Source organism: Neisseria uirgultaei (assembly GCF_962719845.1).
Lineage (GTDB): Bacteria > Pseudomonadota > Gammaproteobacteria > Burkholderiales > Neisseriaceae > Neisseria > Neisseria bergeri.
In genome coordinates this window covers 15,441-36,710 of record NZ_CAUIYF010000014.1, presented here as the reverse complement: position 1 = coordinate 36,710, position 21,270 = coordinate 15,441, and the positions used below count along the sequence as shown (strand labels likewise).

Here is a 21,270-nt window from a genome sequence, read left to right as displayed (position 1 = left end):
CGTCTGCTTCAGACGGCATTTTGAGTCATTGGGAACGGCAGACTGCAATCATGAAAACCTCGAACTTTTCCAAGAGAACATCCGCAATGAAAACTTTTGCCCTGATACTGGCCGGCGGGCAGGCGAGCCGTATGGGAGGCGGGGACAAGGGGCTTGCTCTTTTGGGGGGTAAGGCGCTGATAGACCATGTCATCGACAGGATCAGGCCGCAGGTCAGCCATATCGCCATCAGTACCAACCGGAATTTGGAAGAATATGCTCGAAGAAGTCCGCATATTTTTCCGGACGCACGGCAGTGGCAGCATTTCGGCCCGCTTTCGGCATTGTGTACCGCAGCCAACGATTTGCAGTTGGCGACTGCCGACTGGCTTTTGGTTGTGCCGTGCGATATGCCGTATCTGCCGGACGATTTGGTGGCAAGGTTTGAAACCGTGTCGAAACGCACACCGTTGTGCAATGCGTTTTATGTGGAAACACCGGTAACGATGCACTACAACCTTATGTATATCCGCCCGCAAATTCTGCAAAGCGCGATTCCCTATCTGTTTTCGGGTATGAAAACATTAAGAAGCTGGTTGCAGCAGCAAAGGGCGCGGCCGGTCAGATTCGAGTTTGACGGGCATTTTGCCGACTTGAACACGCAAACCGATTTGCAGGAGGGATAAGGGCAACACTGCCGACCGGCGCGGAAAGGAAAGGTCAGGCCGTACCGGGCGGTTTTTGCCCGAACTGGAGGCACAATGCCGTCTGAAGGCGTTTCAGACGGCATTTTTCGCGGGGAAATGCTACAATTTGCACTATTTTACCGACATAGGGAAACAGGATTATGTTTACAGGCATTGTTCAAGGATTGGGAAAACTGACGGCAATCCACCGCCCGTCGGAGGCATTTCACACTTATGTCGTCGAGCTTCCGCAAGAGGCGGCGGACAATCTGCAACGCGGCGCATCGGTTGCCAATAACGGCTGCTGCCTGACGATTACCGAAATCGAAGGAAACCGCGTCAGCTTCGATTTAATGGCAGAAACTTTGGCAAAAACCAATTTAGGGCTGCTGAAGGAAGGCGATTGCGTCAACATCGAACGGGCGGCACGTTTCGGCGACGAAATCGGCGGACACGTCATGAGCGGACACATTATGGCAACCGTGCCTATTGTCGAAATCGAACGGGACGGGTTCAACCGCACGGTTTGGTTTGAGCTTCCGGACGAACTCAAACCCTATATCCTGACCAAAGGGTTCGTCGGCTTGGACGGTTGCAGCCTGACCATAGGCAAAGTCGAAGACAGCCGTTTCAATGTCCATCTGATTCCCGAAACTTTGGAACGGACGCTGTTCGGCAGCAGAAAGGTCGGCGACAGGATCAACATCGAAATCGATCCGAATACGCAGGCAATCGTCGATACCGTCGAACGGCTGATGGCGCAAAGATATGCAAAGTGAGGTAGAGATGGAATTGAACGAATTTCTCGATAAAGCCTATGCCGTTTTGCGGCGTTTGGATGCCGTGCTTCCGCCCGAACCCGGGCATACGGATTGGAACGCGCTTGCCTTCCGCTGGCAGAGTGCGGGCAAAAAAGGTTTTTTGGAACACTTGCCCGATCCGCACGTTTTCCCTTTGTCGCGGCTTGCCGGCGTCGGCAGGCAGACCGAATTGCTGGTGCGTAATACCGAACAGTTCATAGCCGGCAGACCCGCGAACAACGTATTGATGAGCGGCGCACGCGGAACAGGCAAATCCTCGCTGGTCAAAGCCCTGCTGCACGAATATGCGGATAAGGGATTGCGCCTGATCGAAGTCGATAAAAGCGATTTGATCGGCCTGCCGTATCTGTTGACGCTTTTGAAGGAACGTCCGGAAAAATTCATTGTTTTTTGCGACGATTTATCATTTGAAAGCGGCGACGAAACCTATAAGGCATTGAAAACGGCATTGGACGGCGGTTTGTCCCAACGTTGCGCCAACGTGCTGGTGTACGCGACTTCCAACAGACGGCACCTGATGCCCGAATATTTGGATGAAAATGCAGGTACGACAGGCGTGCGCGGAGAAATCCATCAGAAAGAAGCGGTGGAAGAAAAAGTATCTTTGTCCGACCGATTTGGATTGTGGCTCAGCTTTTATCCGTTCGATCAAAACGATTATCTGTCGGCAGTGCAAAGCTGGTTGGAAGATTTTGATATACCATATGACGAAGCCGCCCGGACGGCGGCGTTGCAGTGGGCGCAGATGCGGGGCAACCGCTCGGGACGTTCCGCTTGGCAGTTTGCCTGCGACTGGGCGGGCAGGCTGCCGGAGCAACGTGCGCCGTGAGCGTTTCGGGGATTATTTGAGGCAGGAAGAAAGCCACATTTGCTGCTGTTGAGGTGTGAGGATATGGAAGAAACGGTGTTGGATTTCCAACTCGTCCACCGCAAAATCCATGCTGGAGTGGTATCGGCTTTCGACATAACCGCGTGCTTCGCTGCGGTCGAAAGTATCTGAAGAGATGATTCCGACAATGGCTTGGCGGCGGCTGCGTTCGGAGCGTATGCCTTTGAGTTTGGCTTTGTCGTTTGCCAGCTTGAAGGCGGCACGGATTTTACGCAGGTCGTTGCGCTGCTCTTGGCTAAGCTCAAGCCGGCGTATGTCGCAGTTCGGTTGGAAATCGGTTAGGGAAATATAAGACGGCGCGGCGTAGGAAATCTGACAGGAAAGCAAAGCCATACCGAAAAAAGAGGCAACAGGTTTGGCAAAATGGCTGGAAACGGGCAGTGGCACGGCTTTTCCTCTTGTTGGAAATTTTAGGAAATATACTAGATTGACGTGTGAAAGATGGTATTATCGCGGTTAACTTTTGTTAATAATGCGTACGTATGTCCGGCAGGCAGACATAATGGCGGAATCGGAACGTATAGTGGATTAACAAAAACCAGTACGGCGTTGCCTCGCCTTGCCGTACTGTCTGTACTGTCTGCGGCTTCGTCGCCTTGTCCTGATTTTTGTTAATCCACTATAAAAGGATATTGAAGGAAAAAACATGACTACTTGCCGTATCGCACCCAGCATTTTATCGGCAGATTTTGCACGGCTTGGCGAAGAGGTGGAAAGCGTCATTGCGGCGGGTGCAGATCTGATCCATTTTGACGTGATGGACAACCATTATGTGCCGAACCTGACCTTCGGGCCTATGGTTTGCGCGGCATTAAAACCGTATGCGTGTGTGCCGATCGATGTGCATCTGATGGTCGAACCCGTTGACGACCTGATTCAGTCGTTTGCCAAAGCAGGAGCATCGATCATCACGTTCCATCCCGAAGCGAGCCGCCATATCGACCGCAGCTTGAGCCTGATTCGGGATATGGGCTGTCAGGCGGGGCTGGTGTTGAATCCGGCAACGCCCGTATATGTGTTGGAAAACGTGTTGGACAGGCTGGATATGGTTTTGCTGATGTCGGTCAACCCCGGGTTCGGCGGTCAGAGCTTCATTCCGCACACTTTGGAAAAAATCAGACAGGTTCGTGCCATGCTTGACCGCTATGAAGAGAAAAGCGGCAGACGTATTGCCATTGAAGTGGACGGCGGCATCAAAACCGACAATATCGCCGCCGTTGCCCGAGCCGGCGCAGATACCTTTGTGGCAGGTTCTGCGATTTTCGGCAAACCGGATTACAAGGCGGTTATCGGTGCTATGCGTGCAGAATTGAAAAAAGTGGCAGATTAAACGCCGTATCGGTGTTTGAAATAAATCAATGCCGTCTGAAGAATGTTCAGACGGCATTTCGTTTACAGGCGGTATTTGATGTTTACAGCGAAATTTTCACACCGGCGCGGATGGAACGTCCGGGCAGCGGCGCAATGTATTTGAGTATGGAGTTTTGCGCGCGCGCGGTACGGTTGGTCAGGTTTCGGCCGTCCAAGAACCATTCTGTGCTGTATCTGCCGTGTTTTTGCGTATGGCTGACATAGGCATCGAGCAGGGCGTAGGAGCCGAGTGAGGGTTCTTTGTATGCCGCAGCCATGTTTCCGGTGTGTTTGGCGGCGGCGTAGCGGGTCAGGCTGCTGCCGATTTGCCATGCCCCTTTGTTCCAGCTTGCACCCAGCCCGTAGCGGGAAACAGGCAGGTTGGGCATATAGTAGCCGTCATTGCGCAGGCGGTCTGAGTCCGCATTCCTACTGTCTTTGTCGTCGGCATGATTGCGGACCCTGTCGGCAAACAGGCGCAGTTCGAGTTGTCCGTATTGTTTCAGGTCGAAAAGTTGGGTCAGCTCGATTTCCAAACCCATTCAGACGGCATCTTTATTGATTCTTATCAAAGATTTTATTGTTTGGCTGCCTCGATTTGGATGTCGATGCGGACGCTTTTGGTCATACCAACGTTAACGAGGTAGTCCACGCCCCATTTGGTGCGGTCGATGGTGGTGCTGAAGTCGCCGCCGCAAACTTCGGTTTTCGCCATCGGGCTTTGGTAGCAGTTGAATTTTTCGGCTTTGAGTTTGACGGGGGCGGTTTTGCCGTGCATGGTCAGGTTGCCGTCAACGGAAACCAGTTTTTTGCCGTTGAAATTGAATTTGGTAGAAACGAAACGGATGTTCGGATATTGGGCGGCATCGAAGATGTCGGCGGATTTCAGGTGATCAGTAAAGTGTTGCGAACCGCTTTGCAGGTTGGCAACGGGAATGGTGATGTCGATTTTGCCGTCGCGTTTTGCTTGGTCGAACTCAACGGAACCGCTCAGACCGTAAAAACCGCCGACGTTGGTGCTGGTATTGAAATGGTCGATGGCGAAACGGGCGTTGGCGTGATATTCGTCCACTTTGTAGGTGGCGGCGGAGGCAGTACCGATGGCGGCTGCTGCGAGCGCGGCGATGATGATTTTTTTCATGATTCTTTTCCTTTGTGTGAGGCTGTAAAGATGCTTATCTTAACATAGGAAAGAATGCATATCATTTCTTAAGGGCGAACGGTGGATTTACCTGGATTTGATGATGGGGTCGTCTGAAAGCTGAGAAGGGTAATGCTGGGAGCTGTCAATATTCAATAGTTTCCGTGTTTTTTATGCTAAAGCGGCATCTTCTGCGTTGGAAATCCTCACCGGGTATCCAACCTTATTACGGTTTACGCCTTGAATCTTCCGCTTTGCAAACAAAAATCCCCCGGGAAAATTAAACGCCGACAACCCTAATGAAAAAAGCGCGGAGTAGTCCGCGCTTTGGGTTTTCAGACGGCCTTTTACAAGGCGGCGAGTACCGCATCGCCCATTTCGGAGCAGGAAACGAGTTTTGTGCCTTCTTCGTAAATATCGCCGGTACGCAAGCCTTGTTGCAGCACTTTTTGGACGGCGTTTTCGACTTGTTGCGCGCGGGCTTCGTCGTTCAGGCTGTAACGCAGCAGCATGGCAAGCGAGAGGATGGTGGCCAGCGGGTTGGCTTTGTTTTGTCCGGCGATGTCGGGAGCGGAGCCGTGGGACGGTTCGTACAGGCCTTTGCCGTTTTCGTCCAAAGAAGCGGAAGGCAGCATACCGATGGAGCCGGTCAGCATGGAGGCTTCGTCAGAGAGGATGTCGCCGAAGATGTTGCCGGTGGCAATCACGTCAAATTGTTTGGGTGCGCGTACCAACTGCATGGCGGCGTTGTCCACGTACATATGGGAAAGTTCGACATCAGGGTATTGTTTGCCGATTTCTTCAAAGATTTCGCGCCACAGTTCGGTGGTTTCCAAAACGTTGGCTTTGCCTACGGAGCAGACTTTTTTGCTGCGTTTTTGGGCGGATTGGAAGGCAACGTGGGCGATGCGGCGGATTTCGCTTTCGCTGTATTTCATGGTGTTGTAGCCTTCGCGTTCGCCGTTTTCCAAAACGCGGATGCCGCGCGGTTCGCCGAAATAAATATCGCCGGTGAGTTCGCGCACAATCAAAATATCCAAACCGGCGACGATTTCAGGCTTGAGTGTGGAGGCGTTGGCTAATTCGGGATATAAAACGGCAGGACGCAAATTGGCAAACAGGTTCAAATCCTTACGGATGGCTAACAAGCCGCGCTCAGGACGCAATGGACGGTCGAGATTGTCGTATTGCGGAGAACCGACTGCACCAAGCAGGACGGCATCGGCTTTGCGGCAGAGGTTTTGCGTAAATTCGGGATAAGGGTGGCCGTATTCGTCGTAGGCTTCGCCGCCCAATGGGGCGTATTCGTAGCCGGCATCCAAGCCTTGGGCGATAAGTTTGTCGAGTACGCGGACGGTTTCAGCGACGATTTCAGGGCCGATGCCGTCGCCGCGCAAGATAGCGATATGTTTGGTCATTGTTTTTCCTTTTTTTGTCAATAAAGAGTGTAGATGCCGTCTGAAAAAGGTTCGGGCAGGTTTAGAGGTCGGATGCGATGCCAAGATGCCGTTATAGACGCTCTGTTTCGATACGGATTTTAAAAACAACTTTGCGTATGTTTGCCCTGTCGCCGACCAATGGGGCATGCGCATCATTTGGGAAAAATAGCGCAAATTCTCCGGGCTCCAAGGTTAACCAGGTTTCCGGCTCGCAGTTGAAAAACTCGATATCGTGCTTTTCGTTGTAGCCCAAACCGTTTTTCAGACGGCCTCTGTCTATCCAGCCATATGTTTCGTTGCCATCAATCGGTGTTTGAATATCAATGTGTTTTAAGTGCGCTTCAGGCTGGGCTTCGTCTTTAGTCCTCATCGGCTCGCTGCCGATAAAAATACGGATATTGGGATTCTCGCATGGCACTTGACCGTCCGACAGTTTGGCAAAATCCAAGGTCTGCAACAGATGGAAGGCTTCGGCAAAGTCAGGATGCAGCGCGGCGTAGCGGGCAGCATTGCTTATGGTGTCGGTAATCATGGTGTGGTTAGGTAGAAATTAAACTTCAGGATGTGAAGAATACGTTTTAAGGACGCTTTATTGGGATTATGACAACAAGGCCGTCTGAAAGGGCTTTTTATGGAGTTGTGTTTTGCAGATTCAAAGTGGAAGCATAATGTTCAGCAATAGGAATACGCTTGCGGCTAACTTGGTTTATATCGCTGCCTTCTTCAGTCCATAAAAACGGAAAGAACGTGTAAACGCTGTCGCCATTCAAATCATGGATTTCTTCGCGCCAATTTTCCCAACGCAGGTTTTCGTAAAACAACTGTAAATCGCCAGTCAATGCCCAATTTAAGAAGTCGCCATAACCTTTACCGCAATCTTCCCATTCCAGTGTATCCGGTGGTAGGTAGAAAATATTACCTACTTTGCCATTCAATTCTCCGCCATTAATCGCAAAATAGCCTCCAGCAACATCATCGGCAAACAGATAATAGGGAGCAGGGCCTGCTGGCTCGGATTGTGTAAGGCTTAGATTCCAACTTCCCAAACCACGAGGTAGCTTCGCGCTGCCAGAACCAAGTATCCGTAACCAACCGTCATCGATAAGGATACCGCCGGTTTCATAAACGACAGCACCCATAAACGAACGTATTGTTACTTGGGTTTTGACAAGTTCTTCCTTTGCCTTTTCAAGCGTACGTGGCAAAACTTCAACGCTGTTTACCGCTTCTGTAAGCCACTCTTGAATCAATGGCCACGCAGGGTCTTGGGTTTGGATTAATTCGTCGAATGATCTCATGGTCTATCCCAATACATTCAGTAAAGGCCGTCTGAAACACTTAAATTTTTCAGACCGCCTTTTGTATATCAACCGTTAAACAGCCAAGGCTGGCTTTGGCGGCGTTTTTCTTCAAAGGCGTGAATTTCGTCGGCGTGTTGCAGGGTCAGTCCGATTTCGTCCAAGCCGTTTAAGAGGCAGTGTTTGCGGTGTTCGGTAATGTCGAATGTGAATGTTTCGCCGCTAGGGGTGGTCAGGGTTTGCTCGGCAAGGTCGATGGAGAGCTGATAGCCTTCGTTGGCTTCAACTTCTTTGAAAAGCTGGTCAACCTGTTCTTCTGTCAAAACGATAGGCAAAAGGCCATTTTTGTAGCAGTTGTTGAAGAAAATATCGGCAAAGCTGGGGGCGATGACGGCGCGGAAGCCGTAGTCGTCCAATGCCCAAGGGGCGTGTTCGCGCGAGGAGCCGCAGCCGAAGTTTTTGCGCGTCAACAGGATTTGCGCGCCTTGGTAACGCGGTTGGTTCAGGGAAAAATCGGGGTTCAGCGGGCGTTTGCCGTTGTCCATGCCCGGTTCGCCGTGGTCGAGGTAACGCCATTCATCAAAGGCATTAGGGCCGAAGCCGCTGCGTTTGATGGATTTTAGAAATTGTTTGGGGATGATGGCGTCGGTATCGACGTTGCTGCGGTCAAGCGGGGCGACGATGGCGGTAATTTTGGTAAAGGCTTTCATGGGTTTGCGTCTTGTGCTGACGATGCCGTCTGAAACGGTTTCAGACGGCATCGCAAATCGGTTATTCGGTGGCGTTTTCGATTTTTTCGCCGAGATGGGAAATGCCGCGTCCGACGGCATTGCCGCCTTTTTTGACGGCTTCTTTGGTTTTGTCCCAGCCTTTTTCGACGGCGTTGCCTGTTTGTTCGGCGGCGGCCTGTGTTTTATCAAGGTTGCGGGCGGTGTCTTGTTTCGCACCCTGCCAAGTGCCGGCGCAGGCGGACAAGGCGAGGACGGACAGGGCGGTAATGAAAAGTTTGTTCATGGTTAAACTCCTTGGTTTGAGTATTAAGGCGTTTCTGCCTTACGGGACATATTTCAGACGGCCTCGTCAAATTCTTAAAGACCGCCTGAAAATACTTACGCCATCGTACGGATGTCGGTAAAGTGTCCGGTAACGGCGGCAGCGGCGGCCATAGCGGGGCTGACGAGGTGGGTGCGCCCGCCGTTGCCTTGGCGGCCTTCAAAATTGCGGTTGGACGTGGAGGCGCAGCGTTGACCCGGCGTGAGGCGGTCGGCATTCATCGCAAGGCACATCGAACAGCCCGGTTCGCGCCATTCAAAGCCGGCTTCGATGAAAATTTTATCCAAGCCTTCTTTTTCGGCTTGTTCTTTAACCAAACCGGAACCTGGGACGATCAATACGCGCTGTACGTTGGCGGCTTTTTTGCGGTCTTTGGCGATGGCGGCGGCTTCGCGCAAGTCTTCAATGCGGCTGTTGGTGCAAGAGCCGATGAATACGATGTCGACAGGGATTTCGTTCAGCGGCGTGCCTGCCTTCAAACCCATATATTCGAGGGCGCGCTCCATACCGCTGCGTTTGACCGGATCGGTTTCTTCGGCGGGATTCGGCACTTTGCCGCCGATGTTTAAAACCATTTCGGGCGACGTGCCCCAAGTAACTTGCGGTTCGATGTCTTCGGCGTTGAAACGGTATTCTTTATCAAAAACCGCACCTTCGTCGGACACCAGCGTGCGCCAGTACTCGACGGCTTTGTCCCACGCCTCGCCTTTGGGTGCGAAGGGTTTGCCTTTGACATAGTCGATGGTGGTTTGATCGACCGCGACCATACCGGAACGCGCGCCTGCCTCAATCGCCATATTGCACAGGGTCATCCTGCCTTCCATCGAAAGGCTGCGGATGGCTTCGCCGCCGAACTCGACGGCGTAACCCGTGCCGCCCGCCGTGCCGATTTGCCCGATGATGTAAAGCGCCACGTCTTTGGCGGTAACGCCCGCTTTTAATTTGCCGTCAACGGCAATCAGCATGGATTTGGATTTTTTCGCGGTAATGCACTGGGTCGCCATCGTGTGTTCGACTTCGGAAGTGCCGATGCCGTGCGCCAGTGCGCCGAATGCGCCGTGGGTGGAAGTGTGCGAATCGCCGCAGACGACGGTCATACCGGGCAGGGTCGCGCCTTGTTCGGGCCCCATAACGTGTACGATGCCCTGACCTTTGTCCATAAACGGAAAATAGGCGAGTGCGCCGAATGTTTTGATGTTTTGATCCAACGTATCGACTTGCAGCTTGGAAATCGGGTCTTGGATGCCTTTGTCCCAATCGCCGGTCGGGGTGTTGTGGTCGGCGGTGGAGACTACGCTGTCGATACGCCACAGCTTGCGCCCCGCCATTTTCAGACCTTCAAACGCCTGCGGGCTGGTTACTTCGTGAACCAGGTGGCGGTCGATGTAAAGCAGGACGGTGCCGTCTTCTTCTTCGCGGACGACGTGGCTGTTCCAGAGTTTGTCGTAAAGGGTTTGTGCTGTCATGATGTTGTTCTTTTGGATAAATGGTGATGCGGATTGGGCGGATTTTAGACGTATTCTTTACACCGCGCAACAGATTTTGTCTAATTTTTGAGTCGGTGTTATTTTGTAAACAATTTTAACGAAAAAATTAGACATATTGTCCATTTTGGTAAACAGTTATATCTAAAGAATGATCCGATATGAAAGAATACTTGTCGTCATTCTTTCAAAGGCATTATTATCTGTACCTTGTCAAAAAACACACAGAGGCAGACGAAAGATGAAATTACCGGTTATGTCGCCCGAACATTCGGCGCAACTTCAGGCGTTTGAAGCAAAAATCCTGTCCAATCACGCCAAAATCGAAGCATGGTTCCGCACGCAATGGAACGCGCACCGCCCGCCGTTTTACGGTTCGGTCGATATCCGCAACGCCGGTTACAAAATTTCGTCTATCGATATGAATTTGTTTCCGGGCGGCTTCAATAATTTGAATCCCAACTTTATCCCACTGGCGGCAGTCGCGGCGCAAGATGCGGTACAACGCGCCTGCGAAACGGCGAAATCCGTATTGATTATTCCCGAAAACCACACGCGCAATACGTTCTACCTGCAAAATGTTTACGCCCTCAGCGAGATTTTACGCTCGGCAGGGTATGAAGTGCGCTTGGGCAGCCTGAATCCTGAGGTAACCGAGCCAACCGAGCTTGAAACCGCATTGGGCGACAAAATCCTGCTTGAGCCTTTATTGCGTATCCGTAAGCGTGTACATCTTGCAGACGGTTTCTCTCCTTGTGTCGTCTTGTTGAACAACGACTTGTCCGCCGGCATTCCCGACATCCTCAAAGGAGTCAGCCAAACCGTATTGCCTCCGTTGCACGGCGGTTGGACGACGCGCCGCAAAACAGATCATTTCGGCGCGTATAACCAAGTTGCCGCCGAATTTGCCAAGCTGATCGACATCGACGAATGGCAAATTAACCCGTATTTTGAAAAAATCGGCGGTTTGGACTTCCAAGAGCGGGAAGGTGAAGATGCGTTGGCAGAAGCGGTAGAACGCGTATTGGCGAAAATTCAAGCCAAATACGACGAACTGGGTATTACCGACCAGCCTTTCGTTATTGTGAAAGCAGACGCAGGCACTTACGGCATGGGTGTGATGAGCGTCAAGTCCGCCGACGAAGTGCGCGGCTTGAGCCGTAAAAACCGCAACAAAATGGCGAAAGTCAAAGAAGGCTTGGAAGTCAGCGAAGTGATTGTCCAAGAAGGGATTTATACCTATGAAACCTTAAACGGCGCGGTGTGCGAACCCGTCGTCTATATGATGGACCGCTTCGTCATCGGCGGCTTTTTCCGCGTGCACGAAGGGCGCGGTGCGGACGAAAACCTCAACGCCGGCGGTATGGTGTTTGTGCCGCTGTTCAACAGCATTCCGACCGGTAACGGCGACAATTCGCAAGAAGCTCCCGAAGCCTGCAAGCGCGTATTCGAACAATGGGACTCGCTGGGTATGCCGCGCTCTGAAAAAGACTGCGACGTGGACAACGAACACAACCGCCTCTACGTTTACGGCGTAATGGCACGCCTGTCGCTTCTGGCGGCTTCAATCGAGTTGGAAGAAACGGCGTAAGACTGTTTTGAAATACAGATGCCGTCTGAAGCGGAAATCCGGTTCAGACGGCATTTCGGATATTTGGCGTGTGGGAACATTTGTTTCAGACGGCATCTCAGACTATTTAAAAAAGGGAAAACATGAGCATCAAGCAATGGCCGGAAGGCGAAAGACCCAGGGAAAAGCTGTTGGAACGCGGGGCGGCGGCTTTGAGTGATGCCGAACTTTTGGCAATCCTGCTGCGCGTCGGCACGCGCGGAATGAGTGCGGTCGATTTGGCGCGCTACCTGTTGCAGGAGTTCGGCAGTTTGGGGAGGCTGATGAGCGCGGAGGTCGGCAAACTGTCGGCATACAAAGGGATGGGGACGGCAAGTTTCACACAGTTTGCCGTAGTCAGGGAAATCGGACGCAGGATACTGGCCGAAGAATTGCAGGAGGGCATCGTCCTGTCCGACCCCGATACGGTTGCCGATTACCTGCGCTTTCATTTGGGGCAGGAAAAAGTCGAAGTCAGCGTCGCGCTGTTGTTGAACCGCCAAAACCAACTGATTGCGGTCAGAGAGCTGTCGCGCGGTACGGTTGCGGAAAACACGATTTACATCCGCGAAATCGTCAAACTGGCATTGGACGAATATGCCGACAGCCTGATTATCGCACACAACCATCCGGGCGGCTCGCCCGAACCTTCGCAGGAAGACATCATGTTCACAAGGCGGCTGGCACAGGCAATGTCGCTGGTCGATGTGTCGCTGCTCGACCATTTTATCGTAACGGCGCAAAGCGTCCGTTCGTTCAGGCAGCTCGGGCTGATGCCCTGACACTCTGTTTTACATGCGACGGCTCTGATAAAATAGCCGCTTCAACCGTATTCAACAGATATTGTTAAGTTAATGGAAACACAAAACAAACCTACCGTTACCGACATTAACCGCCCCATACTCGTCCCGCCCGGCGGACATAAAAAAGTCTTGCTGCATTCCTGCTGCGCCCCGTGCAGCGGCGAAGTGATGGAGGCGATGCTTGCCTCCGGCATCGACTACACCATTTATTTTTACAATCCCAACATCCATCCGCACAAAGAATATATGCTCCGAAAAGAGGAAAACGTGCGCTTTGCGGAAAAGTTCGGCATCCCCTTCATCGATAAAGACGACGATTACGAAAACGACCGCAAAGAATGGTTTGCCAAAGCCAAAAGCATGGAGTTTGAGCCGGAACGCGGCATCCGCTGTACGATGTGTTTCGATATGCGTTTTGAAAAAGCCGCACAATACGCGCACGAACACGGTTTCCCCGTCTTTACCAGTTCTTTGGGCATTTCACGCTGGAAAAATATGGCGCAAATCAACGACTGCGGACACCGCGCCGCCGCGCCCTATGATGATGTGGTGTATTGGGATTTCAACTGGCGCAAAGGCGGCGGCAGCGCGCGCATGATCGAAATCAGCAAACGCGAAAACTTCTACCAGCAGGAATATTGCGGCTGCGCCTATTCCTTGCGCGATTCCAACGCCCACCGCAAATCGCAGGGACGCATCCCCATCAAACTCGGCGTGCTGTATTACGGCGACGAATCGACACAATACGAACCTGCACCCATCCGGGCGGACAAATAAACACCCGATGCCGTCTGAAGGTTCAGACGGCATCGGGTTCGGCATCGGCACGGGGAAAGGTTTGCCGGTTTGGCAATCGGCAAGCGGAAACCGCATTGACAAGTTTGCCGTTTTGATAAAACACCCCGTTGCCGGGGTGAAAGGGCGACATCATGAAATCCCTTGTTATCTGGCTGCTTCTGTTGGGCTCGGCGGCAGGCGTTTTCTACCATACCCAAAACCAATCCGTGCCGGCGGGCGAACTTGTCTATCCGTCCGCACCGCAAATCAGGGACGGCGGCGATGCGCTGCACTACCTCAACCGTATCCGCGCACAAATCGGTTTGCACGAGCTGGCACACGCGCCTGTATTGGAAAACTCTGCCCGCAGGCACGCACGCTACCTCACGCTTAATCCCGAAGACGGACACGGAGAATATCATCCCGACAATCCGCACTACACCGCACAAAAGTTGACCGAACGCACACGCCTTGCCGGTTACCTTTACAACGGTGTACACGAAAACGTCAGCACGGAAGAAGAAGCCGCCGAATCGTCCGACAGCGATATCCGTACGCAGCAACGCCAGGTTGACGGATTGATGAGCGCAATCTACCACCGCCTTTCCCTGCTTGACCGCCATACGGATGAGGCAGGAGCGGCATTTGTGCGCGAAAACGGCAAAACCGTCGTCGTATTCAATCAGGGCAACGGCAGGTTTGAGCGGCATTGCGCCCAAGGCAGAAATCAGCCTGAAGCGGGACGGAAATATTACCGCAACGCCTGCCACAACGGTGCGGTCGTGTACACCGACGAAGTCATGCCCGCACAGGAGCTGCTCTATACAGCCTATCCGGTCGGCAGCGGCGCGCTGCCTTATTTTTACGGGGAACGTCCCGACCCCGTGCCGGAATATGAAATGACGGGAAATCCTGCCAGCATTGATTTTTCCGAGGCGGCAGGCAAAATTACGATGAAAAGTTTCAAGCTGTATCAGGGTAAAAACGAAATCCGCCCCGTCAGGGTTTTAACCGCCGGCAACGACCCCAACGGCAGGCTGACCGCGTACCAATTCGCGCTTTTCCCGATCAAGCCTTTGGAGTACGGTACGCTTTATACGGCGGTATTCGACTATGTCCGCAACGGACGGCGCGCGCAGGCGAAATGGCAGTTTAAAACCCGAAAACCCGATTACCCTTATTTTGAGGTGAACGGCGGCGAGACGCTTGCCGTCAGAAAAGGCGAAAAATATTTCATCCACTGGCGCGGACGCTGGTGCTTGGAAGCGTGTACCCGTTATACCTACCGGCAGCGGCCCGGCAGCCGCCTGTCCATAGGAAGGCACGAGGCGGGCGGCATCGTCTTCAGCGTTGGCGGAATGACGGGCAGCCGCATCACGCTTGCGCCGGAAGACAGCCCGGAACGCGGCGTTACCCTTTATTTACAGGATTGAATACATGACAGGCAGAACAGGCCGCAACGGCAGTACCCAAGCGCAACCGGAACGCGTCATGCTGGTGGGCGTAATGTTGGACAAAGATGGTACGGGCAGCAGTGCCGCCCGTCTGAACGGCTTTCAGACGGCATTGGCAGAAGCCGTCGAGCTGGTCAAAGCGGCAGGCGGCGATCCCGTCATCGTGGAGACCGCCAAACGCGACCGTCCGCACACCGCGCTGTTTGTCGGCACGGGCAAGGCGGCGGAGCTGTCGGAAGCAGTTGCCGCAGACGGCATCAATTTGGTCGTATTCAACCACGAACTCACGCCCACGCAGGAACGCAATTTGGAAAAAATCCTCCAATGCCGCGTATTGGACAGGGTGGGGCTGATTCTGGCGATTTTCGCCCGCCGCGCACGCACGCAGGAAGGCAGGCTGCAAGTCGAGTTGGCACAATTAAGCCATTTGGCGGGACGCTTGATACGCGGTTACGGCCATCTGCAGAGCCAGCGCGGCGGCATCGGCATGAAAGGACCGGGCGAAACCAAACTGGAAACCGACCGCCGATTGATCGCCCATCGGATCAACGCCTTGAAAAAACAGCTTGCCAACCTCAAAAAACAGCGCGCGCTGCGCCGCAAGTCCCGCGAATCGGGCAGAATCAAAACGTTTGCGCTGGTCGGCTATACCAATGTCGGCAAATCCAGCCTGTTCAACCGGCTGACCAAGTCGGGCATATATGCGAAAGACCAGCTGTTTGCCACACTCGACACGACGGCGCGGCGGCTGTACATCAGTCCCGAATGCAGCATCATCCTGACCGATACCGTCGGATTCGTCAGCGATCTGCCGCACAAACTGATTTCTGCCTTTTCCGCCACCTTGGAAGAAACCGCACAAGCCGATGTGCTGCTGCACGTCGTCGATGCCTCCGCCCCGAACAGCGGGCAGCAGATTGAAGACGTGGAAAACGTACTGCAAGAAATCCATGCCGGCGATATTCCGTGCATCAAGGTGTACAACAAAACCGACCTGCTGCCGCCTGAAGGACAAAATACGGGCATATGGCGCGACGCTGTGGGAAAAATTGCCGCCGTCCGCATTTCCGTTGCTGAAAATACCGGTATAGACGCACTGCGCGAAGCCATTGCCGAGTATTGTGCCACCATGCCGACAACCGACGACGAGACCGAAACGCCATGAAAAAAACCTGTTTCCACTGCGGTTTGGATGTTCCCGAACACCTCCACCTGACTGTCCGTTACGAAAACGAAGACCGCGAAACCTGCTGTGCCGGCTGTCAGGCAGTCGCACAAAGCATTATCGACGCGGGCTTGGGCAGTTATTACAAACAACGCACCGCCGACGCGCAAAAAACCGAACTGCCGCCCCAAGAAATCCTCGACCAAATCCGCCTGTACGATCTGCCCGAAGTCCAGTCCGACTTTGTGGAAACCCACGGCGGCACGCGCGAGGCGGTTTTAATGCTCGGCGGCATCACCTGCGCCGCCTGCGTCTGGCTGATCGAACAGCAGCTTTTGCGTACAGACGGCATCGTCCGCATCGACCTCAATTACAGCACGCACCGCTGCCGCGTCGTCTGGGACGACGGCAAAATCCGCCTTTCCGACATTCTGTTGAAAATCCGGCAGACAGGCTACACCGCCGCACCCTATGACGCGCAGAAAATCGAAGCCGCCAACCAAAAAGAACGCAAACAATACATCGTCCGCCTCGCCGTTGCCGGACTGGGGATGATGCAGACGATGATGTTCGCGCTGCCGACCTACCTTTACGGCGGCGACATCGAACCCGATTTCCTGCAAATCCTCCATTGGGGCGGTTTCCTGATGGTGTTGCCGGTTGTCTTTTACTGCGCCGTTCCGTTTTATCAAGGCACGCTGCGCGACTTGAAAAACCGCCGCGTCGGTATGGACACGCCGATTACCGTCGCCATCATCATGACCTTTATCGCCGGCGTTTACAGCCTTGCGACCAATGCGGGGCAGGGGATGTATTTCGAATCCATCGCCATGCTGCTGTTTTTCCTGCTGGGCGGACGTTTTATGGAACAAATCGCCCGACGTAAGGCAGGCGATGCCGCCGAGAGGCTGGTCAAGCTGATTCCTGCGTTTTGCCATCATATGCCCGATTACCCCGATACGCAGGAAACCTGCGAGGCAGCCGTCGTCAAATTGAAGGAGGGCGATATCGTGATGGTCAAACCCGGGGAGACCGTACCTGTCGACGGTACGGTTGTCGAAGGCAGCAGCGCGGTCAATGAAGCCATGCTGACGGGTGAAAGCCTGCCCGTCGCCAAAATGCCGTCTGAAAAAGTAACCGCCGGCACACTCAATACGCAAAGCCCCCTAATCATACGCACCGACCGTACCGGCAGCAGTACGCGCCTGTCCCATATCGTCCGCCTGCTCGACCGCGCACTGGCCCAAAAACCGCGCACCGCCGAGTTGGCGGAACAATACGCCTCGACATTCGTTTTCGGGGAGCTGCTGCTTGCTGTTCCCGTATTTATCGGTTGGATGTTTTACGCCGATGCGCATACCGCGCTTTGGATTACCGTCGCCCTGCTTGTCATTACCTGTCCGTGCGCCTTATCGCTTGCCACGCCGACGGCCTTGGCAGCTTCTACCGGTTCGCTGGCACGCGAAGGCATTTTAATCAGCGGTAAGCAAACCCTGGAAACGCTCGCCCAAACCACCGACATCATCTTCGATAAAACAGGAACGCTGACCCGGGGAAATCCCACCGTCAGCCGTATCTCATTGTTGAGCGGCACAGACGAAGCCTTTGTTCTCGCGGTGGCGCAGGCGTTGGAACAACAGTCCGAACATCCCCTTGCACGCGCCATCCTCAACCACCGTGTTTCAGACGGCATGATTCCTGACATACGGGTCGGACAACGCCTCAATCACGTCGGTGAAGGCGTAGGCGCGCAACTGACCGTCAACGGGGAAACGCAGGTGTGGGCATTGGGCAGGGGGGCTTATGTCGCCAAAATCGCCGGAGAACCTCCGCAGGATGAACAGGCTTCAGAAAGCGGCAGCGCGGTCTATCTCGGCAACCAGCTCGGTTTCCAAGCTGTGTTTTATCTTCAAGACCCGTTGAAGGAAGGGGCGGAGGAAGTTGTCCGCAAGTTGAAGCGGCAACACCTGACCCTGCACCTGCTCAGCGGAGACCGCGAAACCGCCGTTGCAGAAACCGCACGCGCCTTGGGTATCGGACACTACCGTTCCCAAGCCATGCCGGAAGACAAGTTGGAATATGTCAAGGCTTTGCAGAAAGAAGGGAAAAGAGTGTTGATGATAGGCGACGGCATCAACGATGCCCCTGTTTTGGCACAGGCCGATACTTCTGCAGCGGTGGCGGGAGGAACCGATATTGCAAGGGACGGCGCGGATATCGTCCTTTTAAACGAAGATTTGAATACCGTTCCGCATATGCTGGCACAGGCGGGAAGGACGCGGCAGATTATCCGTCAGAACCTGTCGTGGGCGAGTGCTTACAACATCATTGCCGTACCGCTTGCCGTTTTGGGCTATGTCCAACCGTGGATTGCCGCGCTGGGTATGAGCTTCAGTTCGCTGGTCGTATTGGGCAATGCTATGCGGCTTCACAAGCAGGTGGACATGCCGTCTGAAAAAATGCCGTCCGAACAATGACGGACAGCGTTGCTTTAGACGTATAACAGTAACGGGGGCATTATTAGCACGACAGATACCATATTCCAATCTTTGCATACATGGCTTGATCATCAACCAAGATGATATTTCCCAAGCACAGCATGATACATGCCATTGAAAAATATAGAAAATTAATTGAAAGCTTAAATGGATATTGAAATGGATAATCACATAGTACAAATTATAAGAAGGTTCGGGCTAGGTAGGATATTTTTTTATTCGTATAGCAAATCATCTGTAATAATTTTTTCTTCGTATGTTGTTTATTATATAATTTACAATTATCAATTTAATTACCTTTCGCTTTTAATTTATTTATTACCAATGTTGTGTAGTATATGTATGATTATATTTTTTTTAAGAAAAACTAGGGAGATATTAACGATATATCAAAGAAAAAAATTTTTAAATTCTATTTTTTCATCCAGAGTTGAAATAATAATAGGTTCCAAGAAAAGAAAGTTGGGTATAAGCAGTTTTTATTTACTAAATTTATTATGGCTTATTTGGTGTCTTATGATTTATAGAGAACAAGTCCGATTAAATAACTTAACTCTCTTTTTATCCTTTATATTCTCATTATTTTCTTTATTATATAATTTTGTTTTATTTTTAAATGTTTATGTTAATTTTTTCAAATTAAGAGAAGCTCAATATGGAAAATAACAAAGTCAAGTCTGATTATGCAGCCAAACAGGAAAGTTTAGGAAAAGTTGATGAAAACAAAAATGAGACGATGAAGATTCCCCCGCAAGTGGGAACCCATATGCTTGGTTTTTCTTTTATTTTCAAATGCTAATTAACGGATAGGTCTGGATTCCCGCCTGCGCGTGAATGACGGAAATGTGCATTTCTAATTTTTACCCACTATATAGTGAATTAAATTTAAACCGGTACAGTGTTGGCTCGCCTTGCCGTACTATTTGTACTGTCTGCGGCTCGCCGCCTTGTCCTGATTTAAATTTAATTCACTATAAAAACCCCGAATCCTGATTGGCAGGATTCGGGGTTTTTGATTGCTGATGCCGTTCAGACGGCATTTTCAAGCAGATTATTGGTCCACAAATGCGCGCTCAATCAGGTAATCGCCGCGTACGCCTGTTTTCGGAGAGACGGTCAGTCCGAAATCGTCCAAAACTTTGCAGGTGTCTTTCAGCATCGCGGGGCTGCCGCACAGCATGGCGCGGTCGTCTTGAGGATTGATTTTGGGCAGGCCGATGTCTTCAAACAATTTGCCGCTTACCATCAGGTCGGTCAGGCGGCCGTGGTGTTCGAATTCTTCACGCGAAACAATCGGGTAGTAAATCAGTTTTTCTTTAACCAAGTCGCCGAGGTATTCGTGTTCGGGCAATTCTTTGGTAAAGCGGTCGTAGTACGCCAAATCTTTTTTGTAGCGCACACCGTGTACGAGGATGATTTTTTCAAATTGCTCGTAAATTTCGGGGTCTTTGGTGATGCTCAAGAAAGGGGCGATGCCGGTACCGGTGCTCAACAGGTAAAGGTGTTTGCCCGGATTCAGGTCGCCGGCAACCAATGTTCCGGTCGGTTTTTTGCTGATTAACACGTCGTCGCCGACTTTAAGGTGTTGCAGGCGGCTGGTCAGAGGGCCGTCTTGGACTTTAATGCTGAAAAATTCGAGGTGTTCTTCCCAGTTGGCGGAGGCGACGCTGTATGCGCGCATCAGCGGCTTGCCGTCCACCATCAATCCGACCATAACGAACTGTCCGTTTTCAAAGCGCAACGATTCGTCTCGGGTGCAGGTAAAGGTAAAATATGCGTCTGTCCAGTGGTGTACGGACAATACTTTTTGGGTATTGAATGCTGCCATTTGGGTTTCCTGTCAGTAAAAGAAATGGATAGTGCTTGTTCGGGACGTGCGGCAGAGTGGAAATGTCTGCCCGATTCGGGATAAAGTCAAAATTCTAAACGAAACGGATGGTTGCGACAATGCTTGATGCGCGTTGGTTATATGCCGTCTGAAGGGCTTCAGACGGCATCGCGCGGCGGGCGGCGGCTTACGGCGGCATATCGGCAAGGGAAATCAGGGAAATCGAGGCTGCCAGCCTGAGCGCGTCCCGTCCCCAGCGTGGGTGTTCCAGCCTGCGTATCGGGAGGATCGGTTTGACGGTGGCGGCAATCAGCTTTTGTATTTCGGCAGGCTGATTCGACAATACGTCGCCCCATTTTTCCGCAGCCGTTTCCAGCAGCCCGCCGTTTTTCAATATCAGTGCGGTCGAATGGATGTAGCAGAGCCAATCGCGGGCTTGGCATTGCGCTATGGTCAGGACTTCGGAAGGGTCGTCTTCAAAATCCAAAAAGCTGATGTTTTTTCCGTCCGACATCATATTCCGCGCAAACGCCTGACTGAGGAACTGCCGTTTTTCATGCACGCGTGCAATGGCTTCCAAACCGGCAAGCCAAGCGTCCGCCTTTCCGGCTTCGGCTTCTTGGCGGATTTGCGCATCGAGCGGGATGCCTGCCAAATTGCCGAACATAAGGGCATTTTTCCGGACGGCGAGCAATTCAGGAACGGCTATCCCCGCCGAGCGCAATTCGTACAGGCGTTTTGATTCGGTTGCAATGGCAGGCTCGCCGCCGAGGCTGGGGACCGGCTTCAACACCCCCAGTTTCAAATATCGGGCAACCATACCGAGCAGCGCGTAACGCCATAGCGCATTGTGCCTGCCTGCTTTGCGTACCCATACCTTGGTTCCGTCGGGAAGCAGGTGGGGGGCGATGGCGGCCTCCTGTTTTGCCGCTAATTCGTCCAGCAGTATAGAAAAACGGGTTTCCTGCATAGGTAAGGTCATTTTCTTTCAATCTT

Annotated in this window: 24 protein-coding genes and 1 pseudogene; 11 read left to right on the top strand and 14 right to left on the bottom strand. The window is 52.5% G+C overall.

The features are described 5' to 3' along the window. Positions 1-50 precede the first annotated feature (50 nt). The 3 genes from Q9J32_RS08455 (at position 51) to Q9J32_RS08445 (ending at position 2,315) form a co-directional block, all read left to right on the top strand. A complete protein-coding gene (locus Q9J32_RS08455; RefSeq protein WP_301884834.1) occupies positions 51-665 on the top strand; it encodes a molybdenum cofactor guanylyltransferase in 615 nt (204 codons plus the stop codon). Between the two features lie 161 nt (positions 666-826). After that, a complete protein-coding gene (locus Q9J32_RS08450; protein ID WP_301884835.1) occupies positions 827-1,444 on the top strand; it encodes a riboflavin synthase subunit alpha in 618 nt (205 codons plus the stop codon). Between the two features lie 7 nt (positions 1,445-1,451). Further along, positions 1,452-2,315 carry an ATP-binding protein gene (locus Q9J32_RS08445; RefSeq protein WP_301884836.1) on the top strand — a complete coding sequence of 288 codons (864 nt, stop codon included), beginning with the start codon at positions 1,452-1,454 and terminating at the stop codon, positions 2,313-2,315. Positions 2,316-2,327: 12 nt separating this feature from the next. Here Q9J32_RS08445 and Q9J32_RS08440 read toward each other — a convergent pair whose 3' ends face one another. After that, positions 2,328-2,762: a Spy/CpxP family protein refolding chaperone gene (locus tag Q9J32_RS08440; protein ID WP_301884838.1), complete on the bottom strand. Its 435-nt coding sequence runs from the start codon at positions 2,760-2,762 to the stop codon at positions 2,328-2,330. A gap of 259 nt (positions 2,763-3,021) precedes the next feature. Between Q9J32_RS08440 and rpe the strand changes: the two genes are divergently transcribed. Next, positions 3,022-3,705, top strand: a complete 684-nt coding sequence (gene rpe / locus Q9J32_RS08435) for a ribulose-phosphate 3-epimerase (protein ID WP_301884839.1) — start codon at positions 3,022-3,024, stop codon at positions 3,703-3,705. A gap of 82 nt (positions 3,706-3,787) precedes the next feature. Here the strand turns inward: rpe and Q9J32_RS08430 are convergent, their stop codons facing one another. From Q9J32_RS08430 to leuC, 8 genes are all read right to left on the bottom strand, one after another. Beyond that, positions 3,788-4,267 (bottom strand): TonB-dependent receptor domain-containing protein, encoded by a 480-nt coding sequence (locus Q9J32_RS08430; RefSeq protein WP_301884841.1) that lies wholly within the window; start codon positions 4,265-4,267, stop codon positions 3,788-3,790. 35 nt (positions 4,268-4,302) lie between these two features. Continuing rightward, on the bottom strand, positions 4,303-4,866 hold the full coding sequence (locus Q9J32_RS08425) for a YceI family protein (RefSeq protein WP_301884844.1): 564 nt from the start codon (positions 4,864-4,866) through the stop codon (positions 4,303-4,305). A 347-nt stretch (positions 4,867-5,213) separates the two neighbouring features. After that, positions 5,214-6,284 (bottom strand): 3-isopropylmalate dehydrogenase, encoded by a 1,071-nt coding sequence (gene leuB, locus Q9J32_RS08420; protein WP_004464412.1) that lies wholly within the window; start codon positions 6,282-6,284, stop codon positions 5,214-5,216. Between the two features lie 91 nt (positions 6,285-6,375). After that, positions 6,376-6,837, bottom strand: coding sequence for a NanQ anomerase/TabA/YiaL family protein (locus Q9J32_RS08415; RefSeq protein ID WP_301672943.1), 462 nt, complete (start codon positions 6,835-6,837; stop codon positions 6,376-6,378). Positions 6,838-6,934: 97 nt separating this feature from the next. Next, entirely contained in the window at positions 6,935-7,603 is a 669-nt protein-coding gene (locus Q9J32_RS08410) for a DUF2625 domain-containing protein (RefSeq protein ID WP_301672944.1), read from the bottom strand. A gap of 68 nt (positions 7,604-7,671) precedes the next feature. After that, the gene (leuD, locus tag Q9J32_RS08405; protein WP_107819337.1) at positions 7,672-8,313 is read right to left on the bottom strand and encodes a 3-isopropylmalate dehydratase small subunit; all 642 of its coding nucleotides are present in this window, start codon (positions 8,311-8,313) and stop codon (positions 7,672-7,674) included. 61 nt (positions 8,314-8,374) lie between these two features. Continuing rightward, entirely contained in the window at positions 8,375-8,617 is a 243-nt protein-coding gene (locus Q9J32_RS08400) for a hypothetical protein (protein WP_301884853.1), read from the bottom strand. A gap of 95 nt (positions 8,618-8,712) precedes the next feature. Then, positions 8,713-10,122: a 3-isopropylmalate dehydratase large subunit gene (gene leuC, locus Q9J32_RS08395; RefSeq protein WP_301884856.1), complete on the bottom strand. Its 1,410-nt coding sequence runs from the start codon at positions 10,120-10,122 to the stop codon at positions 8,713-8,715. A gap of 259 nt (positions 10,123-10,381) precedes the next feature. Between leuC and gshA the strand changes: the two genes are divergently transcribed. Then, complete coding sequence (gene gshA, locus Q9J32_RS08390; RefSeq protein WP_301884858.1) at positions 10,382-11,731, top strand: glutamate--cysteine ligase; 1,350 nt, start codon at positions 10,382-10,384, stop codon at positions 11,729-11,731. Here the strand turns inward: gshA and Q9J32_RS08385 are convergent. Then, positions 11,705-11,827 carry a hypothetical protein gene (locus Q9J32_RS08385; RefSeq protein WP_255265604.1) on the bottom strand — a complete coding sequence of 41 codons (123 nt, stop codon included), beginning with the start codon at positions 11,825-11,827 and terminating at the stop codon, positions 11,705-11,707. The two genes, gshA and Q9J32_RS08385, sit on opposite strands and share 27 nt — an antisense overlap. A gap of 26 nt (positions 11,828-11,853) precedes the next feature. Between Q9J32_RS08385 and radC the strand changes: the two genes are divergently transcribed. Next, positions 11,854-12,531 carry a RadC family protein gene (radC, locus tag Q9J32_RS08380; RefSeq protein WP_301884862.1) on the top strand — a complete coding sequence of 226 codons (678 nt, stop codon included), beginning with the start codon at positions 11,854-11,856 and terminating at the stop codon, positions 12,529-12,531. A 72-nt stretch (positions 12,532-12,603) separates the two neighbouring features. Further along, entirely contained in the window at positions 12,604-13,329 is a 726-nt protein-coding gene (locus tag Q9J32_RS08375) for an epoxyqueuosine reductase QueH (protein WP_301884864.1), read from the top strand. Between the two features lie 22 nt (positions 13,330-13,351). Here the strand turns inward: Q9J32_RS08375 and Q9J32_RS08370 are convergent, their stop codons facing one another. Further along, positions 13,352-13,483 (bottom strand): hypothetical protein, encoded by a 132-nt coding sequence (locus Q9J32_RS08370; RefSeq protein ID WP_301667688.1) that lies wholly within the window; start codon positions 13,481-13,483, stop codon positions 13,352-13,354. Between Q9J32_RS08370 and Q9J32_RS08365 the strand changes: the two genes are divergently transcribed. The 4 genes from Q9J32_RS08365 (at position 13,482) to Q9J32_RS08350 (ending at position 19,245) form a co-directional block, all read left to right on the top strand. Continuing rightward, positions 13,482-14,762 (top strand): CAP domain-containing protein, encoded by a 1,281-nt coding sequence (locus Q9J32_RS08365; protein WP_301884866.1) that lies wholly within the window; start codon positions 13,482-13,484, stop codon positions 14,760-14,762. The genes Q9J32_RS08370 and Q9J32_RS08365 overlap by 2 nt on opposite strands. Before the next feature lie 4 nt (positions 14,763-14,766). After that, positions 14,767-15,948 carry a GTPase HflX gene (gene hflX / locus Q9J32_RS08360; protein WP_301884869.1) on the top strand — a complete coding sequence of 394 codons (1,182 nt, stop codon included), beginning with the start codon at positions 14,767-14,769 and terminating at the stop codon, positions 15,946-15,948. Further along, positions 15,945-18,425: a heavy metal translocating P-type ATPase gene (locus tag Q9J32_RS08355; protein WP_301884871.1), complete on the top strand. Its 2,481-nt coding sequence runs from the start codon at positions 15,945-15,947 to the stop codon at positions 18,423-18,425. Before hflX ends, Q9J32_RS08355 begins: the two co-directional genes overlap by 4 nt. Before the next feature lie 676 nt (positions 18,426-19,101). Next, entirely contained in the window at positions 19,102-19,245 is a 144-nt protein-coding gene (locus tag Q9J32_RS08350; protein WP_002244108.1) for a hypothetical protein, read from the top strand. Positions 19,246-19,315: 70 nt separating this feature from the next. Here the strand turns inward: Q9J32_RS08350 and Q9J32_RS08345 are convergent. The 3 genes and pseudogenes from Q9J32_RS08345 to Q9J32_RS08335 all read right to left on the bottom strand — a co-directional run. Continuing rightward, positions 19,316-19,422: pseudogene (locus tag Q9J32_RS08345) on the bottom strand (IS5/IS1182 family transposase); the annotation flags it as partial. 75 nt (positions 19,423-19,497) lie between these two features. After that, entirely contained in the window at positions 19,498-20,274 is a 777-nt protein-coding gene (locus tag Q9J32_RS08340) for a ferredoxin--NADP reductase (protein ID WP_002213456.1), read from the bottom strand. 187 nt (positions 20,275-20,461) lie between these two features. After that, on the bottom strand, positions 20,462-21,256 hold the full coding sequence (locus Q9J32_RS08335; RefSeq protein ID WP_301884874.1) for a BUD32 family EKC/KEOPS complex subunit: 795 nt from the start codon (positions 21,254-21,256) through the stop codon (positions 20,462-20,464). Between the last annotated feature and the right edge of the window lie 14 nt (positions 21,257-21,270).